Genomic DNA, 21802 nt, shown 5'->3' with positions numbered 1-21802 from the left:
CCTCTGTCAATCACACCACTGCCGGGCAGTGGTGTTGAATCACCTGTTTCAGGGTCGGCATGCGTTCGGCAGCCGACACCAGTGTGTCATAGATACGTTGATGCTTGCGCCGCAAGTCGTCCGGCGACGCCTCCGCAAGCAGATTGTCCGCCGAGGCGGAACACCAGCCCAGCCCGATCAGCAATGCCAACTGGGTTTCATCCGGCAGGGGCTCCTGATCCCGGTGCCAGAGCCGGCCAAAGGATTCAAACACCTGAAGGCGCCAGCGCAGCGATTCGGTCACCGCCTCTGATCGGGGGTCATCAGCGAGGATCAGCAATTCGTGCAGTTCCCGCCAGCTTTCAAACAGCGCCCGGTCCCGTCGATTGAATTCGCTACGAAGCGCGGGCCGGCCGGCCACATCCGGCAACAGCTCGAGCCATAGCAGGAGTGACTGACAGGCACGATGCCACTCCGAACAGAGCAGTTCCCCGGGCTGTCCCGCCGCCCGGCCCAGGGCCAGGCAGTTATGCCGCCAGGGCGTTTCGCGCTGCCCCCACTGCAGCGGATATTTCACCCAATCGCAGTCTTGGGATTGCATTTTTGCCGTGGCTTGCTCGGCAGCCTCACCCGGCGATACCCATTGCTCCACGACCCCGCTTTGCTGAGTATCTGCCGCGCGTTGCCAGCCCCAGTCCTGTTGAGTGAGCGTGCTGTAGGGCATCCAGTCCAACGATGGGCCACCCCGGCCCACCCACTGGTGCGACCACAACGCGGGCGCCTCCTCCAGAGGCACGCCCAAACCCTGCCCAATCAGTAACGCCTCGTCGCCCGTCGCGTCCAGGTAAAAATCGCCCTGCAACGACTCGTCATCATCCAGGCGTAAACGCTGAATGCCGAACTGCGGATCCGCTTCGACGCTCAACCGGGTGCAGCGTACCGCAGACACGCCCAGAGAATCCGCATACTCGGCCAACAGCGTTCGCATTGCGCCTTTGTCGAGGTTCATCCCGTAGCGCAACGTGGATTTGACCGAGCGAGGATCATTGACCGGGAAATCAAACCGCCCCCGTCGCGCCGCCTGGGTAGCCAAGAAATGCTCATTAAAACGGGCCTGCTCGTTCGGGGCGTAGGCCCGGAAAAACTCATGCTCGAAACTGGCCGGCGCGGCCGGGATTCCATGGCGGCCATAGGGCATGAAGAATTCGCCCTTGGTCCCCTGGCCCAAGACTCCGAGAGAAAACAGTCCCTGGGCGCGAACCATCAGGTCCCGTTCCGGCACCCCGACCATCGCCAGCCACTCCAGAAAAGGCGGCTGAGCGACTTCCACGGGTGAAACATCGTCTTCGCCCGTGCGAATCCAGGTCACACGAGCGCCATAGCGGGAGAGAAACCGTGCCAGTGTCACCACCGTCCCGGCGGCGACCAGTCCGTTACCCACGACCACAAGGTGCTCCAGGTTGGCCTTATCCATAGCGGCCTCCGTACAGACTCATGGGAGCCGCCGCACTGGGTGCCGCACCTCCACGAGCCAGCACCTCCCGATGCAGAGGCAGGGCCTGGGCAGTGCGATTCAGGTGGTTCGCCAACTGCTCCAGCGGCCCCTTGAGCGAGGCAACCGGTTGCTGGGCGACCCGAGGGTCAATCGCCTCGGGATTCAGTCCCTGCCCCAGATAAACGGCGAGCCAACTGGGGGGCGCAAACAATCCCTGATCGTAAAACTCGATTGTCGCGGACTCCTTGAACAGGGCGATTTTGCGCTGCAGCCCCTCGGGTACCGACATGTGGGCACAGTCCTGCCAGAATTCCGAGTCTTCGCGTTGATTGAGGTGATAGTGCAGAATGATGAAGTCCCGAACCCGCTCATACTCCAGACTCATCCAGCGGTTGAACGCCTCGCGCCCCACCGCGCCACTTTCGCCATTGGGGAAGAATTCCACCAGTTTGAAAATGGCCATTTGAATCAGGTAGATACTGGTGGACTCCAACGGTTCCAGAAAGCCGCTGGATAGCCCAATGGCAATGACGTTTTTATCCCAACTGCGCGCCCTCGCCCCCGCCTCAAAGCGAATCAGGTTGGGGTCGCTCTGAGGTGCGCCATTGAGCGAGCCAATCAATTGGGCGCAAGCCTCATCGTCACTGATGGACCGACTGTCGTATACCTGGCCATTACCGGTCCGCTCTTGCAAAGGGATACGCCATTGCCACCCGGTGGTGGTAGCCGTCGAGCGCGTGAACGATGGCGGCTCTGAAAGCGCACCACTGGCGATCGCCACGGCCCGGTCACAGGGGAGCCAGTGCTTCCAGCTGTTGAATGGCACACCCAGTGTCTGCCCCAGTAACAGCGAACGAAAGCCGGAGCAGTCAATAAACAGATCGCCCTCGATGCGCTCTCCGGACTCCAGGGTGAGCGCCGCAACACCACCATCAGACTCGCGCGGAATAACCGACTGTATCCGACCTTCGGTGCGGGTAACACCACGCTGCTCCGCATACGCACGCAGATACCCTGCGTAGCGGGAAGCATCCAGGTGGAACGCATAACCATAGCCGAATTCAGAGTGCTCGGGCGGCGGCGCAAAACGGCCGAGCCGGGCGGCCTGTGCCGCCAGAGAAAATGCATCCAGGTTAAGCTCGGGCCACTCATCCCGGGTGCGCAACCAGTAATGATGGAAGTCGATGCCGTCGATATCACCGCCAAACGCACTGAAGGGATGCAGATAACGGCTGGTCTCGCGTCCCCAGCCAACAAATTCAATGGCCAGCTTGTAGGTCGCCTGAGTCGCGTGAATGAACTCGCGCTCATCAATGCCCAACAACGCGTTGAAATAGCGGATGTGTGGAATCGTAGCCTCACCGACACCGACGGTGCCGATCTGCTCGGACTCAATCAGTTGCAGGCTTACCCGGGAGGGTAGCAACCGTGCCAATGCCGCCGCGCTCATCCAGCCCGCCGTCCCGCCGCCCACGATGACAATACGCTGGGGCCCTACCGTCATGCTGATTGCCTCACTGCGATTATTATTCAATACCGGCATTATCCCGACTCAGCAGAGCCTGAGCAAACCATAAAAAAAGGCGCAACCGATTAAGGTTGCGCCTTTCTTGGCCCGGGTCCAGCCGTGTGTTTAGAACACGGCTTTCACGGTCAGAGCCACACGACGGTCATTGACGAACCAGGAGCGGCCGGTCTCGCGACCTTCACCATCCAGTGTCATCAGGGTTTCCGTCTGGGTGTTGGCCAGGTTGGTACCCTGCAGGCCGATGGAGATTTCATCGGTCAGCTGGTAAGTCACCGACCCATCCAGGAAGCCCGCGTCGTTGTTCCAGATCGGCTGGCCACTGATCACGTCACGAGTGGTCACCAGATACTTGGAGCGCCAGTTGTAAGCCAGGCGCGCCGACCAATCGCCCTTCTCATACATCGCTACGAGGTTGGCGGTGTGCTCAGACTGGCCACGCAGGGGAAGACCAGACAAGGCCGCCGGATCGAATGCTTCCAGACCAGGCTGCGGCGTCGGGTTATCTTCCGGGTCCGCTTCGGTGGCGATACCGCTGCCAGAGAAGTTCGGAATACCTTCGGAGTCGATGTAGGTATAGTTCGCCTGGATACCAAAGCCATCAAACGGTTCTGGCAGCATGTCGTAGAACTGCTGGTAAGCCAGCTCGATACCCTGCAGCTTACCTTCCTCACCGTTGCGGGTGGTGGTGAACTCAACCGTCTGAGTCGTTCCGGTACTCGGGTTGGTGAAGGTTCTCGGCAGCGCACCTTCGATAAAGAAGTTCTTGAGATCTTTATAGAAGATACTGGCGGTCAACGAACCGACCGGTGCGAAGTACCACTCCAGAGAGGCATCCCACTGAATGGATTCCATGGGCTGCAGCGCCGGGTTACCACCGTTACCGGTCCAGACGACATCGCCGACCGACAGGATGTCGGTACCGCTGTCTTCGGGTCCGGGTTCAACCGGGGCGTCTTCGTCGATCGGCACACGGGTGGTGTTCAAGCCACGGGCGCCCAATACAGCCTGGTTACGCACTTCCGACATATCCGGCAGCGCAATGGCCTTGGACACGGCAAAACGGCTGATCAGATCGTCGGTCAGCTCAACCTTCAAGTTGAAGCTTGGCAGTACACCGTCCCATTCAGCGGTTTCACCCAGCTCGTTTTCGTCGTAGTCGTTACCGAAGGCTTTCTCGGTATCGCTCAACCAGTTGTTGGCATCGCGGGAGTAGGACAGCAGAGTGTTGACTTCATCCAGCCAGTCCTGTTCCGACTCAAACAGCGCCGGATCGAACGGTCCCACCTGATCTTCCGCCCACTTGCGGATGGCGCCGCGGTCGGTCAGATCGGTTGGCGCACCATCCGGATACGGCTGACCAATCAGGTCAGGGAACTGCACCGAACCGGCCGCATCGCGGGTCAGCTCAACATAGCGCAGACCGATGTTACCGCTGTAGCGCACAGCAGACGCATCGGAACCGAAGTCCAGCCGAACATAAGCCGCTTTGTTGGTTTCGGTGGTGTCATAGACTTCTGCCGGAGCGAAATAGGTGCCCGGAATCACTTCATCGCGAGTGGCATACGGTTCCCATACACCCTCGGCACCGGGGTTGTTCTGGGGCAGAGTACGACCGGCAATGACGTCTTTCAACAACTGCTCGGTGGGGAAAATGAAGCCGCCGCCGGGGATATCCACCACGTCACCACGGTGGAAGTCGGACCAGTCGACATATTCAAAGTCATCGCGAATTTCCGGATCCAGCTCGGACAGCCACAGCGCACCTTCGCCACCGTTGGGCGCCCATTCGGCACCGATGTGACCCCAGTTATAGGAGGTGCTACGAACGATCTGGTTACGCTCGGCATAGCGCACACCGGCTTTGACGGAGCGGAAGAAATCGCCGTTATCGAGGTAGTGAGTCATGTCGAAGCGGGCTGCCCGAGATTCACCCTCGGAGCGCTCGTAATGGTCCATGGCCGAACGCAGCCAATAGGAATCCAGATCCTGGAAGTAATTGCTGTCGCCTGCCGGATCGTTGGAGAAGCCCGGGAAATCGGTGTCGTACCACTCAGGATTGGCGTCGCGACGACCATCCCAGGGTTCAACAATGGCCAGGCGAGGCGTATCACCCAGCAGGCTGAAGTTCTGCAGCGCGTACAGGCCGCTAGCAACCTGCAGGTCGTCATCTTCGGTGGTGGCATCGACAAACTGTAAATCACCCTCAAATTCCCACGCGTCGCTCGGAGTCCACTTCACGTTGAAGCTCAGATCGTCCACGATGGTGCGGGTGTCTTTGTAGCGGGTATCGGCCTGGAACTTCTGACCGAAGTAGTCGTTGGTGGTGGCATAGCCTTCCGGCGCATCGCCTTCACCTTCCCAGCCGCGGGGCACACGGCCTTCACCGCCGCGCCAGCCACCACCGTCGGTGATATAACCGGACTCAAAGATGCTGTCGCTGTCGAACGCAAACTCGGTGCCAGGGTACGGACGGGCACGACGGCTCTCGCTCACGGTGCCATCGTCATTCTCTTCACCGTAGCCACCCTGGTATTTAACGGCATTCTCTTTCCAGCTCAGACGGGCGTCAGAGCGCAGGAACTCGGCGGTCGCCTCCAGAGTTTCATCGGGGCTGGCCCACTGAACGGCAGCGGCAAAGCCCTGACGGACCCGGTCATCTTCTTTGGTGAAGAAGTTCGAACCGTTGGTCATCCACACCTGGCCATCGTCCATGGCAACGCTCTCGGGCGCTCCCAGGGTGGCTGCCTGGTATTTCACGAAGGCATCACTCTGGATACCGTGGGATGTACCGATCAGCTCGGAGTAGGAAGCGTTCACCAGAAGGCCGAACTCACCCAGGTCCTCAGTCATCCAGCGGTTGCTGTACAGCGCGGATACCGTGGGGGAAGCCTCTTCGGCCATATCGCCATAGGAGACATCGCCGGTAAAGGCGATCATCTGGCCATCCTGATCGAAGGGTTTACGGGTTTTCAGACTGACCGTACCACCAATACCACCTTCAATCATGTCGGCGGACTGGTTTTTGTACAGGTCGACACCGGCCATCAGCTCCGGCGGCACGTCCTGGAAGTTCAGGCCACGACCGGAGTTGGCGGTAAAGGAGTCACGACCGTTGAACTCGCTTCGGGTGGCACTCATACCGCGGATTACCGCGCCACTGCCTTCAACACCGAAGTGATCCGGGTCATCCGGGGCCTGGAAGCGCTCGATCGATACGCCGGGCATACGCTGCATGGCTTCGAGCACGCTGCGGTCAGGCAGTGAGCCGATGTCTTCTGCGGAAATGGCATCGACAAAAGTGTCTGCGTTGCGTTTGATGTCCTGGGCGTTTTCCAGGTTCTGGCGAACGCCGCTGACGACGATTTCTTCTAGGAGAGGAGACTCTTCAGACGCGTTTTGCGCCAAAGAGGGTGAACCCATTGCCATAACACACATGGCAAGCATCGACTTTTTGAAGGTGATGCCTTTCTTAACGTTGTCGCGATAAACCATAGCGCTTTACCCCGTTGTTATTATGTAACACAGTATCGACCGGCAGCGCGCCCAGAGGAACTCAACTGCCTGCAAACACTTACCTGATTATTCTGTAATAGTCATTCAGACCACTATATCGATAGTGCACCATGTTCAACTAATAGTCAAATAGTAAATTAGACGAAAATGTGGCATCTGTAACCTCCCTTTATGAGACCTGTCTATCAGCCTTGAATACTGCCTGATACGCCGTTTTGTCATACAATATGGACCAACACTCGACCTTTATGCCTTGCATCGCTATAATCGCGGCACCCGCTACCCCCTCCGGTTCTGAGCGGATAGCGGACCGTTCCTAGAAGGTTTCAGGAAGATTTGCGCAAAATTACTACTATTTACTAACCACCAATCGGGATGTGTACTGTGGCCAACAACAATCCATCTACTACGCGACCACACAGCCGAGTCGAACCCCTGAACGAGCCGGACAACGTTCTGCCGGGGCTTTCCATCGACAACCTGATTTTCGGCCTGGATCACGGCCAGCTCAAAATCATGCTGGTCAAGCACAATGTGGGCCCAGGTAAAGGCAAGTGGGCACTTCCCGGTGGGTTTATCAAACAGAATGAGAATCTGCGCGACGCGGCCGCCCGCCTGCTGGAAGAGCTGACCGGGGTGCGCGACCTCTACCTGGAACAGTTGAAAACCTTCGGTCGGGTGGACCGCTTCCCCAACGAGCGAGTGGTCACTATTGCCTACTACGCCCTGGTAAGCGCCGAGAACTACACCCTGGTGGCCGGCCGGAACACGTCCGACGCCATGTGGTTCGATGCCAAAGACCTGCCCGAGTTGATTTACGACCACTCCGAGATCGTCGATCACGGCCTGAACTTCCTGCGCCACAAGGTCTGCCACGAGCCCATCGGCTTCAACCTGCTGCCGGAGAAGTTCACCCTGCTGCAACTGCAGGAGCTGTACGAGGCCATCCTGGACGTCAAGCTGGACAAGCCCAACTTCCGCCGCAAAATGATGAAGATGAACCTGCTGGCGCCGTGCAACGAAAAGCAGAAGGGCGTACCGCACCGGGCGGCAAACCTGTACCGGTTTGATTCGGCGGCCTATGAGCGCCTGACCGACAAAGGGTTCTCGTTCGAGTTTTGATAACCCCGAATCCCGGGCATCGGTGGGTGACGGTCCGAGGCCTCCGAGACGTCGGACCGATCCTCCCTATGTCAAATACGGCACCAAGCGTTATGTAGGGTGAATCGATCCGACGTTCCGGAGTGCCAGGCATCTGCCACTTCCAGCCCCAAAAGCTTTCCCCGAGTTTTCACCCTTGAAGATTTTTTCCTCCCCCTTGTAATCCATTGCTCAGTCCTTTAATCTTATTGTTTGTTTGACTAGAAGATAATATGCGGTTCATCCGCATTGACCAACGGGTGTTTCCTACTATGCCGTTTTCCCGCCTACTGACAGGCGCACTTGTCTCAGGTTTACTGGCCGGGACCGCTGCACCGACTCTCGCACTGGAAGGCCCGGACTACGTCAGCCACAGCCCGTCGGCCGGCGCCCTGAGCCTGGTCGGCAAGGAACACATCGCCAATCTCTACGTCGATCCCAATGATGATCCCGGCGTTCGCCGCGCGGTGCGCGATCTTCAAGCCGACATCCAGCGGGTGACGGGAAAGCAGCCCCAGATTGTGCGCAGCACCGAAGGGCTCGGCAGCCATGGGGTGATCATCGGTACCCTCAGCGGCAGCTTCCTGATTCAACAGCTGGTTGAGGCCGGTAAGCTGGATGTCTCCCCTATTGAGGGCGAGTGGGATGCCTACCATATGGAAGTGGTGGAAAACCCCCTGCCCGGCCTGGACAAGGCGCTGGTGATTGTCGGCGCCAATAAGCGTGGCGCCATCTACGGCACCTACGATGTGTCCGAGGAAATCGGGGTGTCTCCCTGGTACTGGTTCGCCGATGTACCCGCACAGCAACACGACCACCTTTACATCGATGGTCATCTGAACCTGCAGGACCAGCCCAAGGTGAAGTACCGGGGCATCTTCATCAATGATGAAGCCCCCGCCCTGACCAGTTGGGTACAGGAAAACTACGGCGACTATAACCACGACTTCTACGAACACGTGTTCGAGCTGATTCTGCGCCTGAAAGGCAACTTCCTCTGGCCCGCCATGTGGAACAACGCCTTTGCCGACGACGATGAACAGAACATGATTCTGGCGGACGAGTACGGCATTGTGATGAGCACCTCCCATCACGAGCCGATGATGCGCGCCGACAAAGAGTGGAACCGTTACGGCGAAGGTCCCTGGGAATACTCCACCAACCCGGACAACCTGTACGAGTTCTGGGTGGACGGCGCCGAGCGCAACAAACCCTACGAAAGCGTCTACACCCTGGGCATGCGCGGCCAGGCCGACACCCCCATGAGTGAAGGCCAGAATATCGAACTGCTGGAGCGTATTGTCGACGACCAGCGTGAGATTCTGCAAAACGTGTTTGACGATCGCCCCATCGAAGACGTGCCCCAGGTCTGGACACTCTATAAAGAGGTGCAGGACTTCTACGAAAAAGGCATGCGCGTACCCGACGACGTCACCCTGCTGTGGGCGGACGATAACTGGGGCAACATCCGCCGCCTCCCGACCCCGGAAGAGCGCGACCGCAGCGGCGGTGCCGGTGTGTACTACCACTTCGATTACGTCGGCGGGCCCCGCTCCTATCGCTGGATCAACGTGACTCCTATCGCCAAAGTCTGGGAACAGATGAACCTGGCCTGGGAATACGAGGCCGACCGCATCTGGATCGTCAACGTGGGCGACATCAAGCCCATGGAATACCCGATCGAATTTTTCCTGCGCATGGCCTGGGATCCGGAGTACTGGAATCGCGAGCGCCTGCCGGAATTTGGGCGCCTGTGGGCCGAGCGGGAATTCGGCGCCGAGTTCGCCGAGCCCATTGCCGAACTGGTGACTGGCTACACCCGGCACAATGGCCGTCGCAAACCCGAGCAACAGAGTGCCGACACCTACAGCCTGTTGAACTATCGCGAAGCCGAACGTATCGAGCAGGAGCTGGCCGCGCTGACCGAGCAGGCCAACGCCATTTATGCGCAGTTGCCAGAGGCTCGGCGCGATGCCTTTGATCAGTTGGTGCGCCACCTGGTGCGCGCCAGCGCCAACGTTACCCGCATGTATATCGACCAGGCGCGCAACCAGTTGTTTGCCGAGCAGGGTCGGGCCAACGCCAATGACTACGGGGAACGGGCCCGGGAGCGTTTCCGCCACGACGCCGAGCTGGAGGATCACTTCCACAGCGAGATCAGTGACGGTAAGTGGAATCATATGATGTCCCAGCCGCGCATTGGTTACACCCACTGGAACAACCCGCCGGAGAACACCGCGCCGCTGATTTACGACTATCAGCCCCACAGCAAACCCGACATGGGCGTGGCCGTGGAAGGCATGGAGAAGGCCTGGCCGGTACCCGGCGCCTACACGCTGCCCACCTTCAGCCCCTATGGCGCGAAGAGCCACCGGATTGAGGTGTTCAACAAAGGCACCGCACCGTTCGACTTCAGCGCCGAACCCAGTGACGAGTGGATTCAGGTCAGCCAGCGCGACGGCACAGTGAACGAGTTGGTCACCCTGGAGGTCAGTATCGACTGGGATCGGGCACCGGCCGGCTCCCACCAGGGGCACGTATTTGTGAAGGGCACCGGCTGGGGCGGTGCCCGCGTGCAGGTGGAAACCTTCAAACCCGCCCCCCGCGTGGCCAGACAGGTGAAAGGCTTCGTGGAAGCCAATGGCTACGTCAGCATTGAAGCCGGAAATTTCCACCGTAAACAGGACCGGAGTGGACACCGCTGGGAGGTGATTCCGCAGCACGGGCGCACCCAATCGTCGATCAGCACTTTCCCGATTTCGGACACAGAGTTTGAAGATCCGGCCGAAAGCCCTTATGTTGAGTACGACATTTACTTCTTCAGCACCGGTGAATTTGACGTACACGGGCTGTTTGCCCCCAGCCTGAACCTGGTACCGGGGCGCGGCCTGCGCTATGCCATCGCCTTTGATGACGCTGAACCCCAGGTCGTGGATATCCTGGAAGACCTGAGCAGCGAAGCCTGGGAAACCGCCGTCAGTGACGGTGTGCGTCGCTCGGTGAGCACCCACACGATCCGCGAGCCGGGCCTGCACACCCTTCGGATCTATCGGGTCGATCCGGCGGTCACGCTGCAGAAGTTGATGATTGATACCGGTGGCCTGAAACCCAGCTATCTGGGGCCACCGCAGAGCGAGCGCCGCTAAGCGCGCAAAGGACGACAACGAATGAGCATGACACTATGAAGATTACCGACGCCAAAGTCATACTGACGTGCCCGGGCCGCAACTTCGTGACAGTGAAAATCACGACCGAAGACGGCCTCTACGGCATTGGCGATGCGACCCTGAACGGCCGGGAGAAATCCGTGGTCTCCTACCTGGAAGACTACGTGCTACCCGCCCTGATCGGCCGCGATGCCCAGCGCATTGAAGACATCTGGCAGTTTGTCTATCGCGGCCCCTACTGGCGTCGCGGCCCCGTGGGCATGACGGCGCTGGCGGGTGTGGACGTCGCCCTGTGGGACATCAAAGCCAAAGCGGCCAATATGCCGCTGTATCAGCTCCTGGGTGGCCGCAGCCGCGACCGCATCATGACTTACACCCACGCCAATGGCGAGGACCTTGAAGCGACGCTGGCCGCCGTGGAAAAGGCCCGAAAGCAGGGCTATCAGGCGATTCGCGTGCAGTGCGGCATTCCCGGCATCGACAAGATTTACGGTGTGCCCAAGGGCGGCAAGGCCTACGAGCCCGCCGATGCCGACCTGCCCTCGGAAGAGAGCTGGTCCACGCACAAGTACCTGAACTTCATTCCCCGGGTGTTTGAAGAAATCCGCCGCGAATTCGGCCCGGACCTGCACCTGTTGCACGACGTGCACCACCGTCTGACGCCGATCGAAGCCGCTCGCCTGGGCAAAGAGCTGGAGCCCTACCACCTGTTCTGGCTGGAAGACGCGGTACCGGCAGAGAATCAGGACGTGTTCAAGCTAATCCGCCAGCACACCACCACCCCTCTGGCGGTGGGCGAAATCTTCAACAGCATTCACGATTGCCGCGAGCTGATCCAGAATCAGCTGATTGATTACATTCGCACCAGCGTGGTGCACGCCGGCGGTATTACCCAGATGCGCCGCATTGCCGACTTTGCCAGCCTCTGGGGCGTGCGCACCGGCAGCCACGGTGCGACCGATCTGTCCCCGGTGTGCATGGGCGCGGCCCTGCACTTCGATTACTGGGTACCCAATTTCGGCGTGCAGGAGCACATGCCCCACAGCGAGCTGATGGAGTCTGTGTTCACCCGCGCCTACCAGTTCGAAGACGGCTTTTTCACACCGGGAGAGGTCCCCGGCCACGGTGTGGACATCGACGAAGCCGAGGCGGCGAAGTACCCCTACAAACGGGCCAGCCTCCCCGTTAACCGACTGGAAGACGGAACGCTGTGGCACTGGTAACTCAGCCTGGCGCCGTTCCGTTCAACGTTTGACTCAATAGATGATTGACCAAAAAGAGAGATATCACGTGACCGACACCAACCCCAAATCTCAGCAGAAGTTCTCCTCGGCGCCATTGGTGACGCACATGTACACCGCTGACCCGTCGGCCCATGTGTTCGAGGGAAAAATCTACATCTACCCGTCTCACGATGTGGAGGGCGGGGTGCCGTTCAATGATGACGGCTCACATTTCTGCATGGCGGACTACCATGTGTTCTCCATGGATAAGCCCTTCGGCGAAGTAACCGATCATGGGCTGGCCCTGTCGGTGGACGATGTGCCCTGGGCGGCCCGTCAGATGTGGGCGCCGGACTGCACCGAGAAGGATGGCAAGTACTACTTCTACTTCCCGGCCAAAGATCCGGACGATGTGTTCCGCCTGGGTGTTGCCGTGGGCGATCGTCCGGAAGGCCCCTTTGAGCCGCAGCCCGAAGCCATCAAAGGCAGCTTCAGTATCGACCCCGCCGTGTACAAAGACGGTGACGACTACTACCTGTACTGGGGCGGCATCTGGGGCGGCCAGTTGCAGCGCTGGGTCAACGGCACCTTCAGCCAGCAGGACCAGTACCCCGCCGACGACGAGCCGGCCCTGTGCCCGAAAGTCGCCAAGCTGCGCGACGACATGCTCGAGTTCGACGAGGAGCCACGGGATATTCTGCTGCTGGATGAGAACGGCGAACCGCTGAAAACCGGCGACAACGCCCGGCGCTATTTTGAAGGCCCTTGGGTACACAAATTCAAGGACACCTACTACTTCTCCTACAGCACCGGCGACACTCACTGCATCGCCTATGCCACGGGTGACAGCCCCTACGGCCCCTTCACCTACAAGGGCATCATGCTGGAGCCGGTATTGGGCTGGACCAACCACCACTCAGTGCTGGAAAAGGACGGGAAGTACTACCTGTTCTACCACGACTGTGAGATCTCGGGCGGTGAGACGCACCTGCGCAACATCAAGATGGCCGAGTTGATTCACAACGAAGACGGCAGCATCCAGACCGTGAGTGCGTTTGAGAAGTAGTCTCGTAGGTCGGGTTAGCGCGCAGCGCGTAACCCGACATCCCGCACCCAGCGTCGGATTACGGCCTGCGGCCTAATCCGACCTACTTCTTCTTCGCCAACGGATTCGGCAAATCGGTAATCGTCCCGGCCGCCAACTCCCCGGCCAGGCCCACCGTCTCGTGCAAGGTCGGATGCGCGTGCACCGTCATCGCCAGATCTTCCGCCGAGGCGCCGAACTCCAACGCCAGGCTCAACTCACCCAGCAACTCCCCGGCATTCAAGCCGACAATACCGGCCCCCAACAGCTGATCGTTTTCCTTGCGGTAAATCAGCTTGGTTTTGCCCTCGCTGCGACCCGCACCCAGGGCCCGACCACTGGCCGCCCAGGGGAACACCGCCGTGCGATACTCGACGCCCTGCTCCTTCGCCTCTTTCTCGGTCAGGCCTACCCAGGCCACTTCCGGATCGGTATAGGCAATGGAGGGAATGCAGCGCGGCTCCACAATATGGTGGCCGGCAATCACCTCGGCGGCGGCATGGCCCTCGTGGCTGGCCTTATGCGCCAGCATCGGCTGGCCAATGATGTCGCCAATGGCGTAAATGTGCGGCACATTGGTCTGCAGCTTCTCGTTGGTGTGGATAAAGCCGCGCTCATCCACCTCGACACCCGCCTTGTCGGCGCCGATTTTCTTGCCGTTGGGCGCGCGGCCCACCGCCACCAGAATGGCATCGTAGTTCTGGTCCTTACCCGGCGCGTTCTTGCCCTCAAAGCTCACCTTCAGGGCCGTCTTGTTGGCCTTCACATCGGCAACCTTGGTGGACAGCATCACATTGAAGTTGTCCTTGTTGTACTTGCTGTACACCTGCATCAGGTCTTTGTCCGCCGCCGGAATCAGCTGATCGGCGAACTCCACCACATCCACGGTACTGCCGAGGGCTTTGTACACCGTTGCCATTTCCAGACCGATAATGCCGCCACCGACCACCAGCAGCTTTTTGGGCACCTCGGGCAGCTCCAGCGCGTCGGTGGAGTCCCACACCCGCGGGTCGTCATGGGGAATGAAGGGCAGCTTCACCGGCTGGGAGCCCGCGGCGATGATCGCATTCTCAAACTCCACCTCAGTGGTCTTGCCATCGTGGGTGACTTTCAGTTTGTGGTCGCTTACAAACTCGCCCACGCCCTGCACCACCTGTACCTTGCGCTGCTTGGCCATACCGGCCACGCCCTGGGTGAGTTTACCCACCACGCCTTCTTTAAACTTGCGGATCTCATCCAGATCGATCTTGGGCTTGGAGAAGGTCACGCCGATGTCCTTGCCGTGGGTACCCTCATTGATCACCTGGGCGACGTGCAACATCGCCTTGGAGGGAATACAGCCCACATTCAGGCACACGCCGCCCAGGCTGGGGTAGCGTTCCACCAGGACCGCGTCCAACCCCAAATCCGCCGCCCGGAAGGCCGCCGAGTAGCCGCCTACGCCGCCACCCAATACCAAAACCTGTGTCTTCAGAGTGTCTGCCACGGGAACTGTCTCCTGTTGTCGGTTCGATGCAGCCCCTGATACTAATGACTCTGGACCCAAAAGCCAATAAACTGGCCCCCGACAGCCAGAAACAACCATAAACGCGCCCAGGACAAAGGCCACGGCATGAGCGAACCCCGCGGACAATTTTCCTCCAAAATCGGCTTTCTGATGGCCGCCTCCGGCTCCGCGGTGGGGCTGGGCAACATCTGGGGTTTTCCCACCCAGGCTGCCAGCAACGGCGGGGGCGCCTTTGTGCTGGCCTACCTCGTACTCGCCTTCCTGCTCGCCTACCCGGCCCTGATGGCCGAATTGGTGATCGGCCGACACGCCCGCGCCAATATCGTCACCGCCCTGGACCAACTCGGCGAGCGCCCCCTCACCAAGCGTCTCGGCCGCGCCGTGGGCTACTATGGCGTGCTGATTGCCGGGCTGATTCTGAGCTTTTACGCCATCGTCGCCGGGTGGATGCTGGCGGAGTTCGGCAAACCCGTGGCGCACCTGATCGGTTGGAGCGGCGCAGAACAGTGGCTGGGCGGCGATAGCCTGGTCCGCAACCTGCTGGTGTGCGGCATTTTTACGGTCTTTACCGTGGCCATCATCGCCAAGGGCGTGGAAGATGGCATCGAAGCCTGGTCCACCCGCCTGATGCCCCTGCTGTTTATCATTCTGCTCGGGTTGATCCTCTACGTTCTGGTGCAACCCGGCGCCGCCGATGGCCTGAAAACCTACCTGATCCCCGACTTCCGCCAACTGGCGGACCCCGGCCTGCTGCTCAGCGCCATGGGCCAGGCGTTCTTCTCGCTCTCGCTGGGCGTCGGCACCATGCTGATCTACGGCTCCTACCTGCGCAAAGACGACAGCCTGCCGCGCATGGGCGCCGCGGTCACCCTGCTGGACATCAGCATCGCCTTCACCGCCGGGCTGCTGATTCTGCCCGCCATGTACGTCGCCCAACATCAGGGTATCGCCATCTACGGCGATAACGGCGAACTGCTCGCCGGCCCCGGCCTGATTTTTCAGGTGCTGCCCAGCCTGTTCGCCAACATGGGCGGCGCCGGCCTCTGGCTGAGCATCGCCTTCTTTGCTCTGATGAGCATCGCCGCCCTCACGTCGTCCATTTCCATGCTCGAAGCACCGGTCTCGGTGGTCACCGAACGCACCCGCCTGAAGCGCACCGGCGCCGCCTGGAGCATCGGTGCCCTCATCTTCGTCATAAGCGCGTTGATCATCGCCAACATGAGCACTCTGTTCGACGCCACCGTCTCGCTCACCACCGAATACAGCCAACCGCTGCTGGGCATCGCCCTGTGCCTGTTCGTCGGCTGGATCATGCACCGCAACCACCTGCTCAACGAACTCAAAGCCGGCCACCAGGACATCGAGTACAGCCTGTTCTGGAAAATCTGGCCCTTTTACGTGCGCATCATCTGCCCACTGCTGATACTTCTGGCCTTTATACAGACCTTGCGATGAACCCTGACCTGAATCCACAAGACCTGCTCGACGCCGTCAACCAGACCATGCCCTTTGGTAAATACCAGGGGCGCAAGCTGCTGGAACTGCCGGAACCCTATCTGGTGTGGTTTCATGGGCAGGGGTTTCCCAACAGTAAGTTGGGGCGGCAGCTGGCGTTGATGTATGAGGTGAAGGTGAATGGACTAGAGGGGATGTTGCAGGAGTTGGTGCGGCGATGACGTTTGGCGTTGAATCCTGTATAACAGGCATTATGTGGGCAACTTGCCATACAACTATTAACAAGGCCTGCCAATATCTGACCTATATGAATCGCCAGATGCATCTGAACTATGCCCGTTGATCTGAAGGCACTTTTCCCCAAGCTGACCAATCTGTTATTGGACGCTGTGTTCGTCGTCGATCTGGACGACCGGATCGTTTTTGTAACCGATGCCTGTGAGGCACTGCTGGGATATCGTGCCGACGAGCTGGTGGGTACACCAATCACCGACTATGTGCACCCGGATGACCTGGAAGCCACGCGAGCGTCCATTGCCCGAGTCATCGACGGTCAGCCCCACAACGACTTCTGTAACCGTTACGTTCACAAAGATGGCACTGTTGTGTACATTCTCTGGTCTGCCCGTTTATCCGAAGAGGACGGTGTGCGGATCGGTGTGGCGCGGGACGTGACGGCTCTGAGGCAGGCCGAGGAGAAACTGCGCTTCCTCGCCCATCACGACCCTTTGACCGGGCTAACCAACCGACTGCTGTTCCGTGATCGCCTCGAGTCGGCCCTGCGCTCAGCCCATCGTCACCAGAGCCGCCTGGCGTTGCTGTTTCTGGACCTCAATGACTTCAAGCACATCAATGATACCCATGGCCATGCCATGGGTGACCGGGTGCTCTGTATGGTTGCCGAACGGCTGAAAGGTTGCGTTCGAGAGACGGACACGGTGGCCCGGATGGGTGGCGACGAATTCACGGTGCTATTGACGGACATCCAGTCGGTGGAAGCCGTTTACGACAAGGTGGAGGAAATCATCGCCGCCGTGACCGCGCCCCTGGGTGCCGAATTCGGCAATATCAAAACGCCGTCCTGCAGTATCGGCGTAGCCTGCTATCCTGGGGACGGCGAGGACGCCGACACCCTATTGAGCCATGCGGATGACAGTATGTACCGGCTGAAACGGCGACGTAACTAACCCTCGCGGACGAGCTACACTGTAGGCAACGCATAACACGAATCGGGATCACAACCGGGGACATCAGACCATTGTCACAACACCATAAACACAATGACATACACTGGCTCACGGGACAGTTTTTCGACTCCAGTAACGAAACACAGTACCGTGACTCGATCGAGGAGAGAGTCCGGTTTGAATCACGTCTCGCGCTGATTGTGGCATCCGCCATCTTTGCCATGTTTGGCATCAGCGACTACAACCTGCTGGGACTGACCCGAGAGTATTATTTACTGTTGATCAAATGATACCTGGGGGCACACCTGCGGTGATCGGGTGTTGACCAAAGTCGCCGACGTTTGTCGGCACTCATTGCGCCCCACCGACATCATTGGCCGCTTCGGAGGCGAGGAATTTGTAGTGGCGCTGCCAAACACTGATTCAATCAATGCGCAAGCCGTGGCAGAGCGGTTGAAGGAGAATGTCGCCGCGCTGATACTCGACGGAGAAATGAGCGATCTTCGACTGAGCGTCACCATTGGTATAGCGGTCGCCAACGCCGACGATGATCTGGATGCGCTGATTACCCGGGCGGACAACATGCTCTATGTCGGTAAGCGCGATGGTAGAAATCAGGTCGTGATGTTGAGTTAAGATGGCGCACAAAAAACTGGAATACGTTCGTCCAGTCGACTTCTGGGCTGGGGACAGCAAGAACCCGGCCGATGCAGGAATACGGGTGCTTCTATTGTGCCCCCCATACGACACCGCTTTCGTATCCTCTTGCGACAAGGATCTCGCACACACCAGGTAGTTCTGAATACCGCGCCACCATCAAGGCAATATGCCTGCTACTGTTGCTATGACCATTGCTCAGCACACTGTTAATTGGTTCACAGAAGCCAAATTAGAGGGTTGTTAAGATATTTCTTTATTGCGACGGATATAACTACTGAACACGGAGTGTCACTGTGCACGCCTCCCCTATCAAATTGATTGCTATTGGTTTGGCGCTAGTGTCGACACTAGCGGCAGCCCCACTTATGCTTTCTAAAAAAGGATTTGCTATGTCATTGTTTGGCGAAAAACAGAATATCGTTGTTGCCTCCCCAGTTGAAGGCATCATTACTCACCACGGGACGCCCGCCGCAGGCGCTCAGGTCGAGCAGTTTCTACGCTGGAAAGACGAAAACGGCGAAACCCGTACGGTCGAGACCGACAAGTCTGGGCATTTCCTGTTACCCGTCAGGGAGGATGAAGTCAGAATTTCGCCACTTTCCCGTTTTGTGATTCACCAGAAGATCACCGTTCGCTTCCAAGGGGAAGAAACCGTTATTTGGTCCTTGGGAACAGCTCATCGGGAGCTCTATGGTGAACTGGGCAAGAAGCCGGAAGCCCTCCACTGCGAATTAACCGGTGAACCTGCCACTATGGAGCTGGAAGACGGATTGCTTTATACGTTGTGCCACTGGAACTAATTCATTTAAATCAAAGGAATGACTAATGCCTACCCTAACACCGTTTGAGTCTTCAAATCTCGCTACTCGGGTCTATCTGGTTCAGGACGAGCTGACTGTGGGCGCACTACTGAATGACCCTCTATTTTCCATCGACGCCGAACGTAAGACGTCCATGAATGCCAACGTAGGCGGTAGGTTCATCAGGGCGGCCAAAGACGCCTTCGCCGTCTGCGCCAAAGGCAGCGGTCGGTTCAAAGAAGACGTCTTTCTGATCTTCAGAGGCTCCACCAACGCCAACAAAAGTGCGGACTGGATCAGCAATTCCCGGATCGGGCTTGAATTCTCCCAAACCGGGTTACCTGTGCATATTGGTTTCAATCAGATATTTCGGAGCCTTCTTGGTGATATTCGACAATTTCTACACCAAAACGTAACGTCTAAGACCACCATCCATATTCTCGGGCATAGCCTTGGCGGTGCGGTCGCCAACTTAGCCGCAGACTGGGCCAAGAAAAACTATGGAAGAAAAGTCACACTGTACTCCTACGGTGCTCCGCGCGTCGGTGGTTTCTGGTTCGCCAGAAAAGCGGGAATCCGGCTCAAGGAGCAAAATATCTATCGGGTGTACCACAAAACTGACCCGGTCCCCATGATTCCGGTCTTTCCCTATACCCATACGCCGGTTTCCGATACTGGATACCAACTCTACTCATCCCAAAGCATTGTTTCCGCTGAGGCCCATGATATCAAGGGTTATCGGAACGCGGTAAAAGAATCCACGTGGGCGTCGCTCCAGGGACCTCTAGCGCCGTTTCAGATTGATCATATCATTGAGCAATGGCTCCGTTCTGACCATCAACCCAACGCCGCCGATCCAACCATATGGGATTGGTTGAACGCCGCTACTATCTGGGTATTACGCAAAGTTTTACTGGGAGGACTGGTAGTTGCGCAAGCCACATTTATTGGTTTGCATTCTCTCGCAGACAAAATTGCCTGGGCTCTTAAAACCGGTGCAGATACGTCAAAGGATGTCAGCTTCTGGGTAGTCCGCTTGTTGAAAAAAATCATGCGTGTTCTGGGTATGCCTGTAATTGAAACCACCAAGGAACTAACCCAAGCATTCATGCGAAAAGTGCTAATTCGTTTAATTGAGCGAATAACTTACCATGCTCAGCAAGCGATTAGACAAATCACCGGTCCGCGATAACAGAAGCCGTGCAGCACTACTCGCCGTAGTTGCAATTCAGAATACTCATTCGCTTTAATCGCTTCCATATCCAAGGGCCGGCTCCGGCCCTTGGATGAACTTTGAATCTTTAGCAATCTCCCGCCGCGACGCTTACAGTTTCATCGTCTGCATGGCACCTATTTCCTTCTTCAGCCCATCCGCTTGAAAACCGCTCTCCGCCCGTCTATACCTTCTAGTTACCCCCCGTTCCTTCCGGCCCCACCACGGGCAAGTTGTTCCTAATTCCTGAAATCAGGAGCCAACCATGAAATTTGTTCACGATCCCGAGGGCACGCGCCTGCCCATCAAGCTGGACAGCACCAGTAATGGAGAGTATGTGCCCATCCCGCTGGATAAGACGAGCAAGCTGGCCAATCGCATGGCGCACGAAGCGGCTTCTGCCAACGCGCACCGATTGGGTGTCAGCCGGCGTGAGCTGCTGGTGTCCGCCTGCGGCGCGGCAACCACCCTGTTGGCGTTCAATGCGGTTCAGGCGGCGGCCGGGCGTGGGGCGGGTTTCTATTCCCTGGCCTCTGAGGCCGGACTAGATAAGGATGCCGCCGCCGATGCATTGGAGGGGGATGAATTCATCTTCGACGTACAGGGCCATTTCGTGAATCCCACCGGGGCCTGGCTGGACAAGATACCGGAGGATGCCCGGCCGCTGTCCGGCATGGAGCAGGCCGGCTGCGCCCTGGCCACCGGCAAGGAGGACCGCTCTTATCTGCAGTGCCTGGGCCCGGATGCGTTTATCCAGGATGTGTTCATGGATTCCGACACCGACCTGATGGTGCTTTCCTTTGTGCCCTCAAAGCGGGACGAGGAGCCACTCACCATTGAGGAAGCGTCCGCCGCGCGATCGATTGTCAATCAGATGAAAGACAACCGTCACCGCCTGTTTCTGCACGGACGGGTCAATCCGAATCAGGACGGTGACCTGGAGGACATGGACCGGCTGAAGGAAGAATTCGGCGTGGTGGCCTGGAAGACCTATACCCAGTGGGGACCGGACGGCAAGGGCTACTGGCTGGATGATGACGACACCGGTATTCCCTTTCTGGAGAAAGCGCGCAAACTGGGCGTGAAAATCATCGTCATTCACAAGGGCATTCCTTTCGGACCCCAGTCCTATGAGCACTCCCTCTGCGACGACATTGGTCGGGTCGCCAAGCGCTATCCCGATCTGAAGTTTCTGGTCTATCACTCTGGGTTTGTGCCCGGGCAGGCCGAGGGGCCCTATGATCCCGGCCGGAACGAAGGCGTCGACTCCTTGATCAAGACGGTGGTCGAGAACGACCTTGGCAGACACTCCAACGTCTACGCTGAACTGGGCTCCACCTGGCGGTTTCTGATGCGCGACCCCGACTCCGCCGCGCATACGCTCGGCAAGTTGATCAAATACCTGGGGGAAGACAATGTGCTCTGGGGCACCGACTCTATCTGGTACGGCTCGCCCCAGGACCAGATTCAGGCGTTCCGTACCTTCCAGATTGCCGAAGCAGTACGGGAAAAACACGGCTACCAGGGGCTGACACCGGAGATCAAGCGCAAGATCTTTGGCCTCAATGCCCTGGTACCCTATGAGATTGACGAGTCGCTGATTCGCCAGTTGGTCGGCAAAGACAACATCTCTCTGGCCCGAGCCCACTACCGCGAGCACCCGGATCCCCACTACCGCACCAATGGTCCCAAGACGCGTCGCGAATTTCTGAACCTGATGCGGTGGAGTGGTGGCCGGGCCACCTGATGGGCTTGCGCGGCTTCGCCTGGGATGTCATCATTAATTTATATGATAAATTGGCAGATCTACCTTAGGTCTTGCCAGACATGATGCCCCCAACAAAAAGGTCA

At 58.4% G+C, this 21802-nt stretch carries 16 protein-coding genes; 12 read left to right on the top strand and 4 right to left on the bottom strand.

The genetic code is table 11. The features are described 5' to 3' along the window. Nucleotides 1–10: 10 nt before the first annotated feature. From N645_RS0115200 to N645_RS0115190, 3 genes are all read right to left on the bottom strand, one after another. Complete coding sequence (locus N645_RS0115200; protein WP_024462369.1) at nucleotides 11–1453, bottom strand: tryptophan 7-halogenase; 1443 nt, start codon at nucleotides 1451–1453, stop codon at nucleotides 11–13. Beyond that, nucleotides 1446–3017 (bottom strand): tryptophan halogenase family protein, encoded by a 1572-nt coding sequence (locus N645_RS0115195; RefSeq protein WP_238559270.1) that lies wholly within the window; start codon nucleotides 3015–3017, stop codon nucleotides 1446–1448. Before N645_RS0115195 ends, N645_RS0115200 begins: the two co-directional genes overlap by 8 nt. A gap of 90 nt (nucleotides 3018–3107) precedes the next feature. After that, nucleotides 3108–6494, bottom strand: coding sequence for a TonB-dependent receptor (locus N645_RS0115190; protein WP_036161482.1), 3387 nt, complete (start codon nucleotides 6492–6494; stop codon nucleotides 3108–3110). A 405-nt stretch (nucleotides 6495–6899) separates the two neighbouring features. Here N645_RS0115190 and N645_RS0115185 point away from each other — a divergent pair, with 405 nt between their 5' ends. The 4 genes from N645_RS0115185 to N645_RS0115170 all read left to right on the top strand — a co-directional run bounded on the left by N645_RS0115185 (nucleotide 6900) and on the right by N645_RS0115170 (nucleotide 13111). Continuing rightward, nucleotides 6900–7637 carry an NUDIX domain-containing protein gene (locus N645_RS0115185; protein ID WP_024462366.1) on the top strand — a complete coding sequence of 246 codons (738 nt, stop codon included), beginning with the start codon at nucleotides 6900–6902 and terminating at the stop codon, nucleotides 7635–7637. A gap of 290 nt (nucleotides 7638–7927) precedes the next feature. Further along, on the top strand, nucleotides 7928–10801 hold the full coding sequence (locus tag N645_RS0115180) for a glycosyl hydrolase 115 family protein (protein WP_036161969.1): 2874 nt from the start codon (nucleotides 7928–7930) through the stop codon (nucleotides 10799–10801). 35 nt (nucleotides 10802–10836) lie between these two features. After that, on the top strand, nucleotides 10837–12045 hold the full coding sequence (gene manD, locus N645_RS0115175) for a D-mannonate dehydratase ManD (protein ID WP_024462364.1): 1209 nt from the start codon (nucleotides 10837–10839) through the stop codon (nucleotides 12043–12045). Nucleotides 12046–12172: 127 nt separating this feature from the next. After that, nucleotides 12173–13111 (top strand): glycoside hydrolase family 43 protein, encoded by a 939-nt coding sequence (locus N645_RS0115170; RefSeq protein WP_051174500.1) that lies wholly within the window; start codon nucleotides 12173–12175, stop codon nucleotides 13109–13111. 82 nt (nucleotides 13112–13193) lie between these two features. Here the strand turns inward: N645_RS0115170 and lpdA are convergent, their stop codons facing one another. After that, the gene (gene lpdA, locus N645_RS0115165; RefSeq protein ID WP_024462362.1) at nucleotides 13194–14615 is read right to left on the bottom strand and encodes a dihydrolipoyl dehydrogenase; all 1422 of its coding nucleotides are present in this window, start codon (nucleotides 14613–14615) and stop codon (nucleotides 13194–13196) included. Between the two features lie 126 nt (nucleotides 14616–14741). Here lpdA and N645_RS0115160 point away from each other — a divergent pair, with 126 nt between their 5' ends. The 8 genes from N645_RS0115160 to N645_RS0115125 all read left to right on the top strand — a co-directional run bounded on the left by N645_RS0115160 (nucleotide 14742) and on the right by N645_RS0115125 (nucleotide 21698). Next, the gene (locus N645_RS0115160) at nucleotides 14742–16091 is read left to right on the top strand and encodes a sodium-dependent transporter (RefSeq protein WP_024462361.1); all 1350 of its coding nucleotides are present in this window, start codon (nucleotides 14742–14744) and stop codon (nucleotides 16089–16091) included. Further along, complete coding sequence (locus N645_RS0115155; protein WP_238559268.1) at nucleotides 16088–16312, top strand: DUF3820 family protein; 225 nt, start codon at nucleotides 16088–16090, stop codon at nucleotides 16310–16312. The genes N645_RS0115160 and N645_RS0115155 overlap by 4 nt, the downstream gene beginning before the upstream one ends. A gap of 111 nt (nucleotides 16313–16423) precedes the next feature. After that, nucleotides 16424–17278 (top strand): diguanylate cyclase domain-containing protein, encoded by an 855-nt coding sequence (locus N645_RS0115150; RefSeq protein ID WP_024462359.1) that lies wholly within the window; start codon nucleotides 16424–16426, stop codon nucleotides 17276–17278. 71 nt (nucleotides 17279–17349) lie between these two features. After that, nucleotides 17350–17568, top strand: coding sequence for a hypothetical protein (locus N645_RS18265; RefSeq protein ID WP_024462358.1), 219 nt, complete (start codon nucleotides 17350–17352; stop codon nucleotides 17566–17568). A 28-nt stretch (nucleotides 17569–17596) separates the two neighbouring features. Further along, on the top strand, nucleotides 17597–17914 hold the full coding sequence (locus N645_RS18260) for a GGDEF domain-containing protein (RefSeq protein ID WP_024462357.1): 318 nt from the start codon (nucleotides 17597–17599) through the stop codon (nucleotides 17912–17914). A gap of 317 nt (nucleotides 17915–18231) precedes the next feature. Then, a complete protein-coding gene (locus tag N645_RS0115135) occupies nucleotides 18232–18738 on the top strand; it encodes a DUF6795 domain-containing protein (protein WP_024462356.1) in 507 nt (168 codons plus the stop codon). Nucleotides 18739–18763: 25 nt separating this feature from the next. Beyond that, the gene (locus N645_RS17630) at nucleotides 18764–19930 is read left to right on the top strand and encodes a lipase family protein (RefSeq protein WP_024462355.1); all 1167 of its coding nucleotides are present in this window, start codon (nucleotides 18764–18766) and stop codon (nucleotides 19928–19930) included. Nucleotides 19931–20216: 286 nt separating this feature from the next. Then, the gene (locus tag N645_RS0115125; RefSeq protein ID WP_024462354.1) at nucleotides 20217–21698 is read left to right on the top strand and encodes an amidohydrolase family protein; all 1482 of its coding nucleotides are present in this window, start codon (nucleotides 20217–20219) and stop codon (nucleotides 21696–21698) included. The last annotated feature ends 104 nt before the right edge of the window (nucleotides 21699–21802 follow it).

This window comes from Marinimicrobium sp. LS-A18, from assembly GCF_000463525.1.
GTDB lineage: Bacteria > Pseudomonadota > Gammaproteobacteria > Pseudomonadales > Cellvibrionaceae > Marinimicrobium > Marinimicrobium koreense.
Note: the sequence above shows the minus strand (reverse complement) of the source record. Positions and strands in the feature narration are given on the sequence as shown.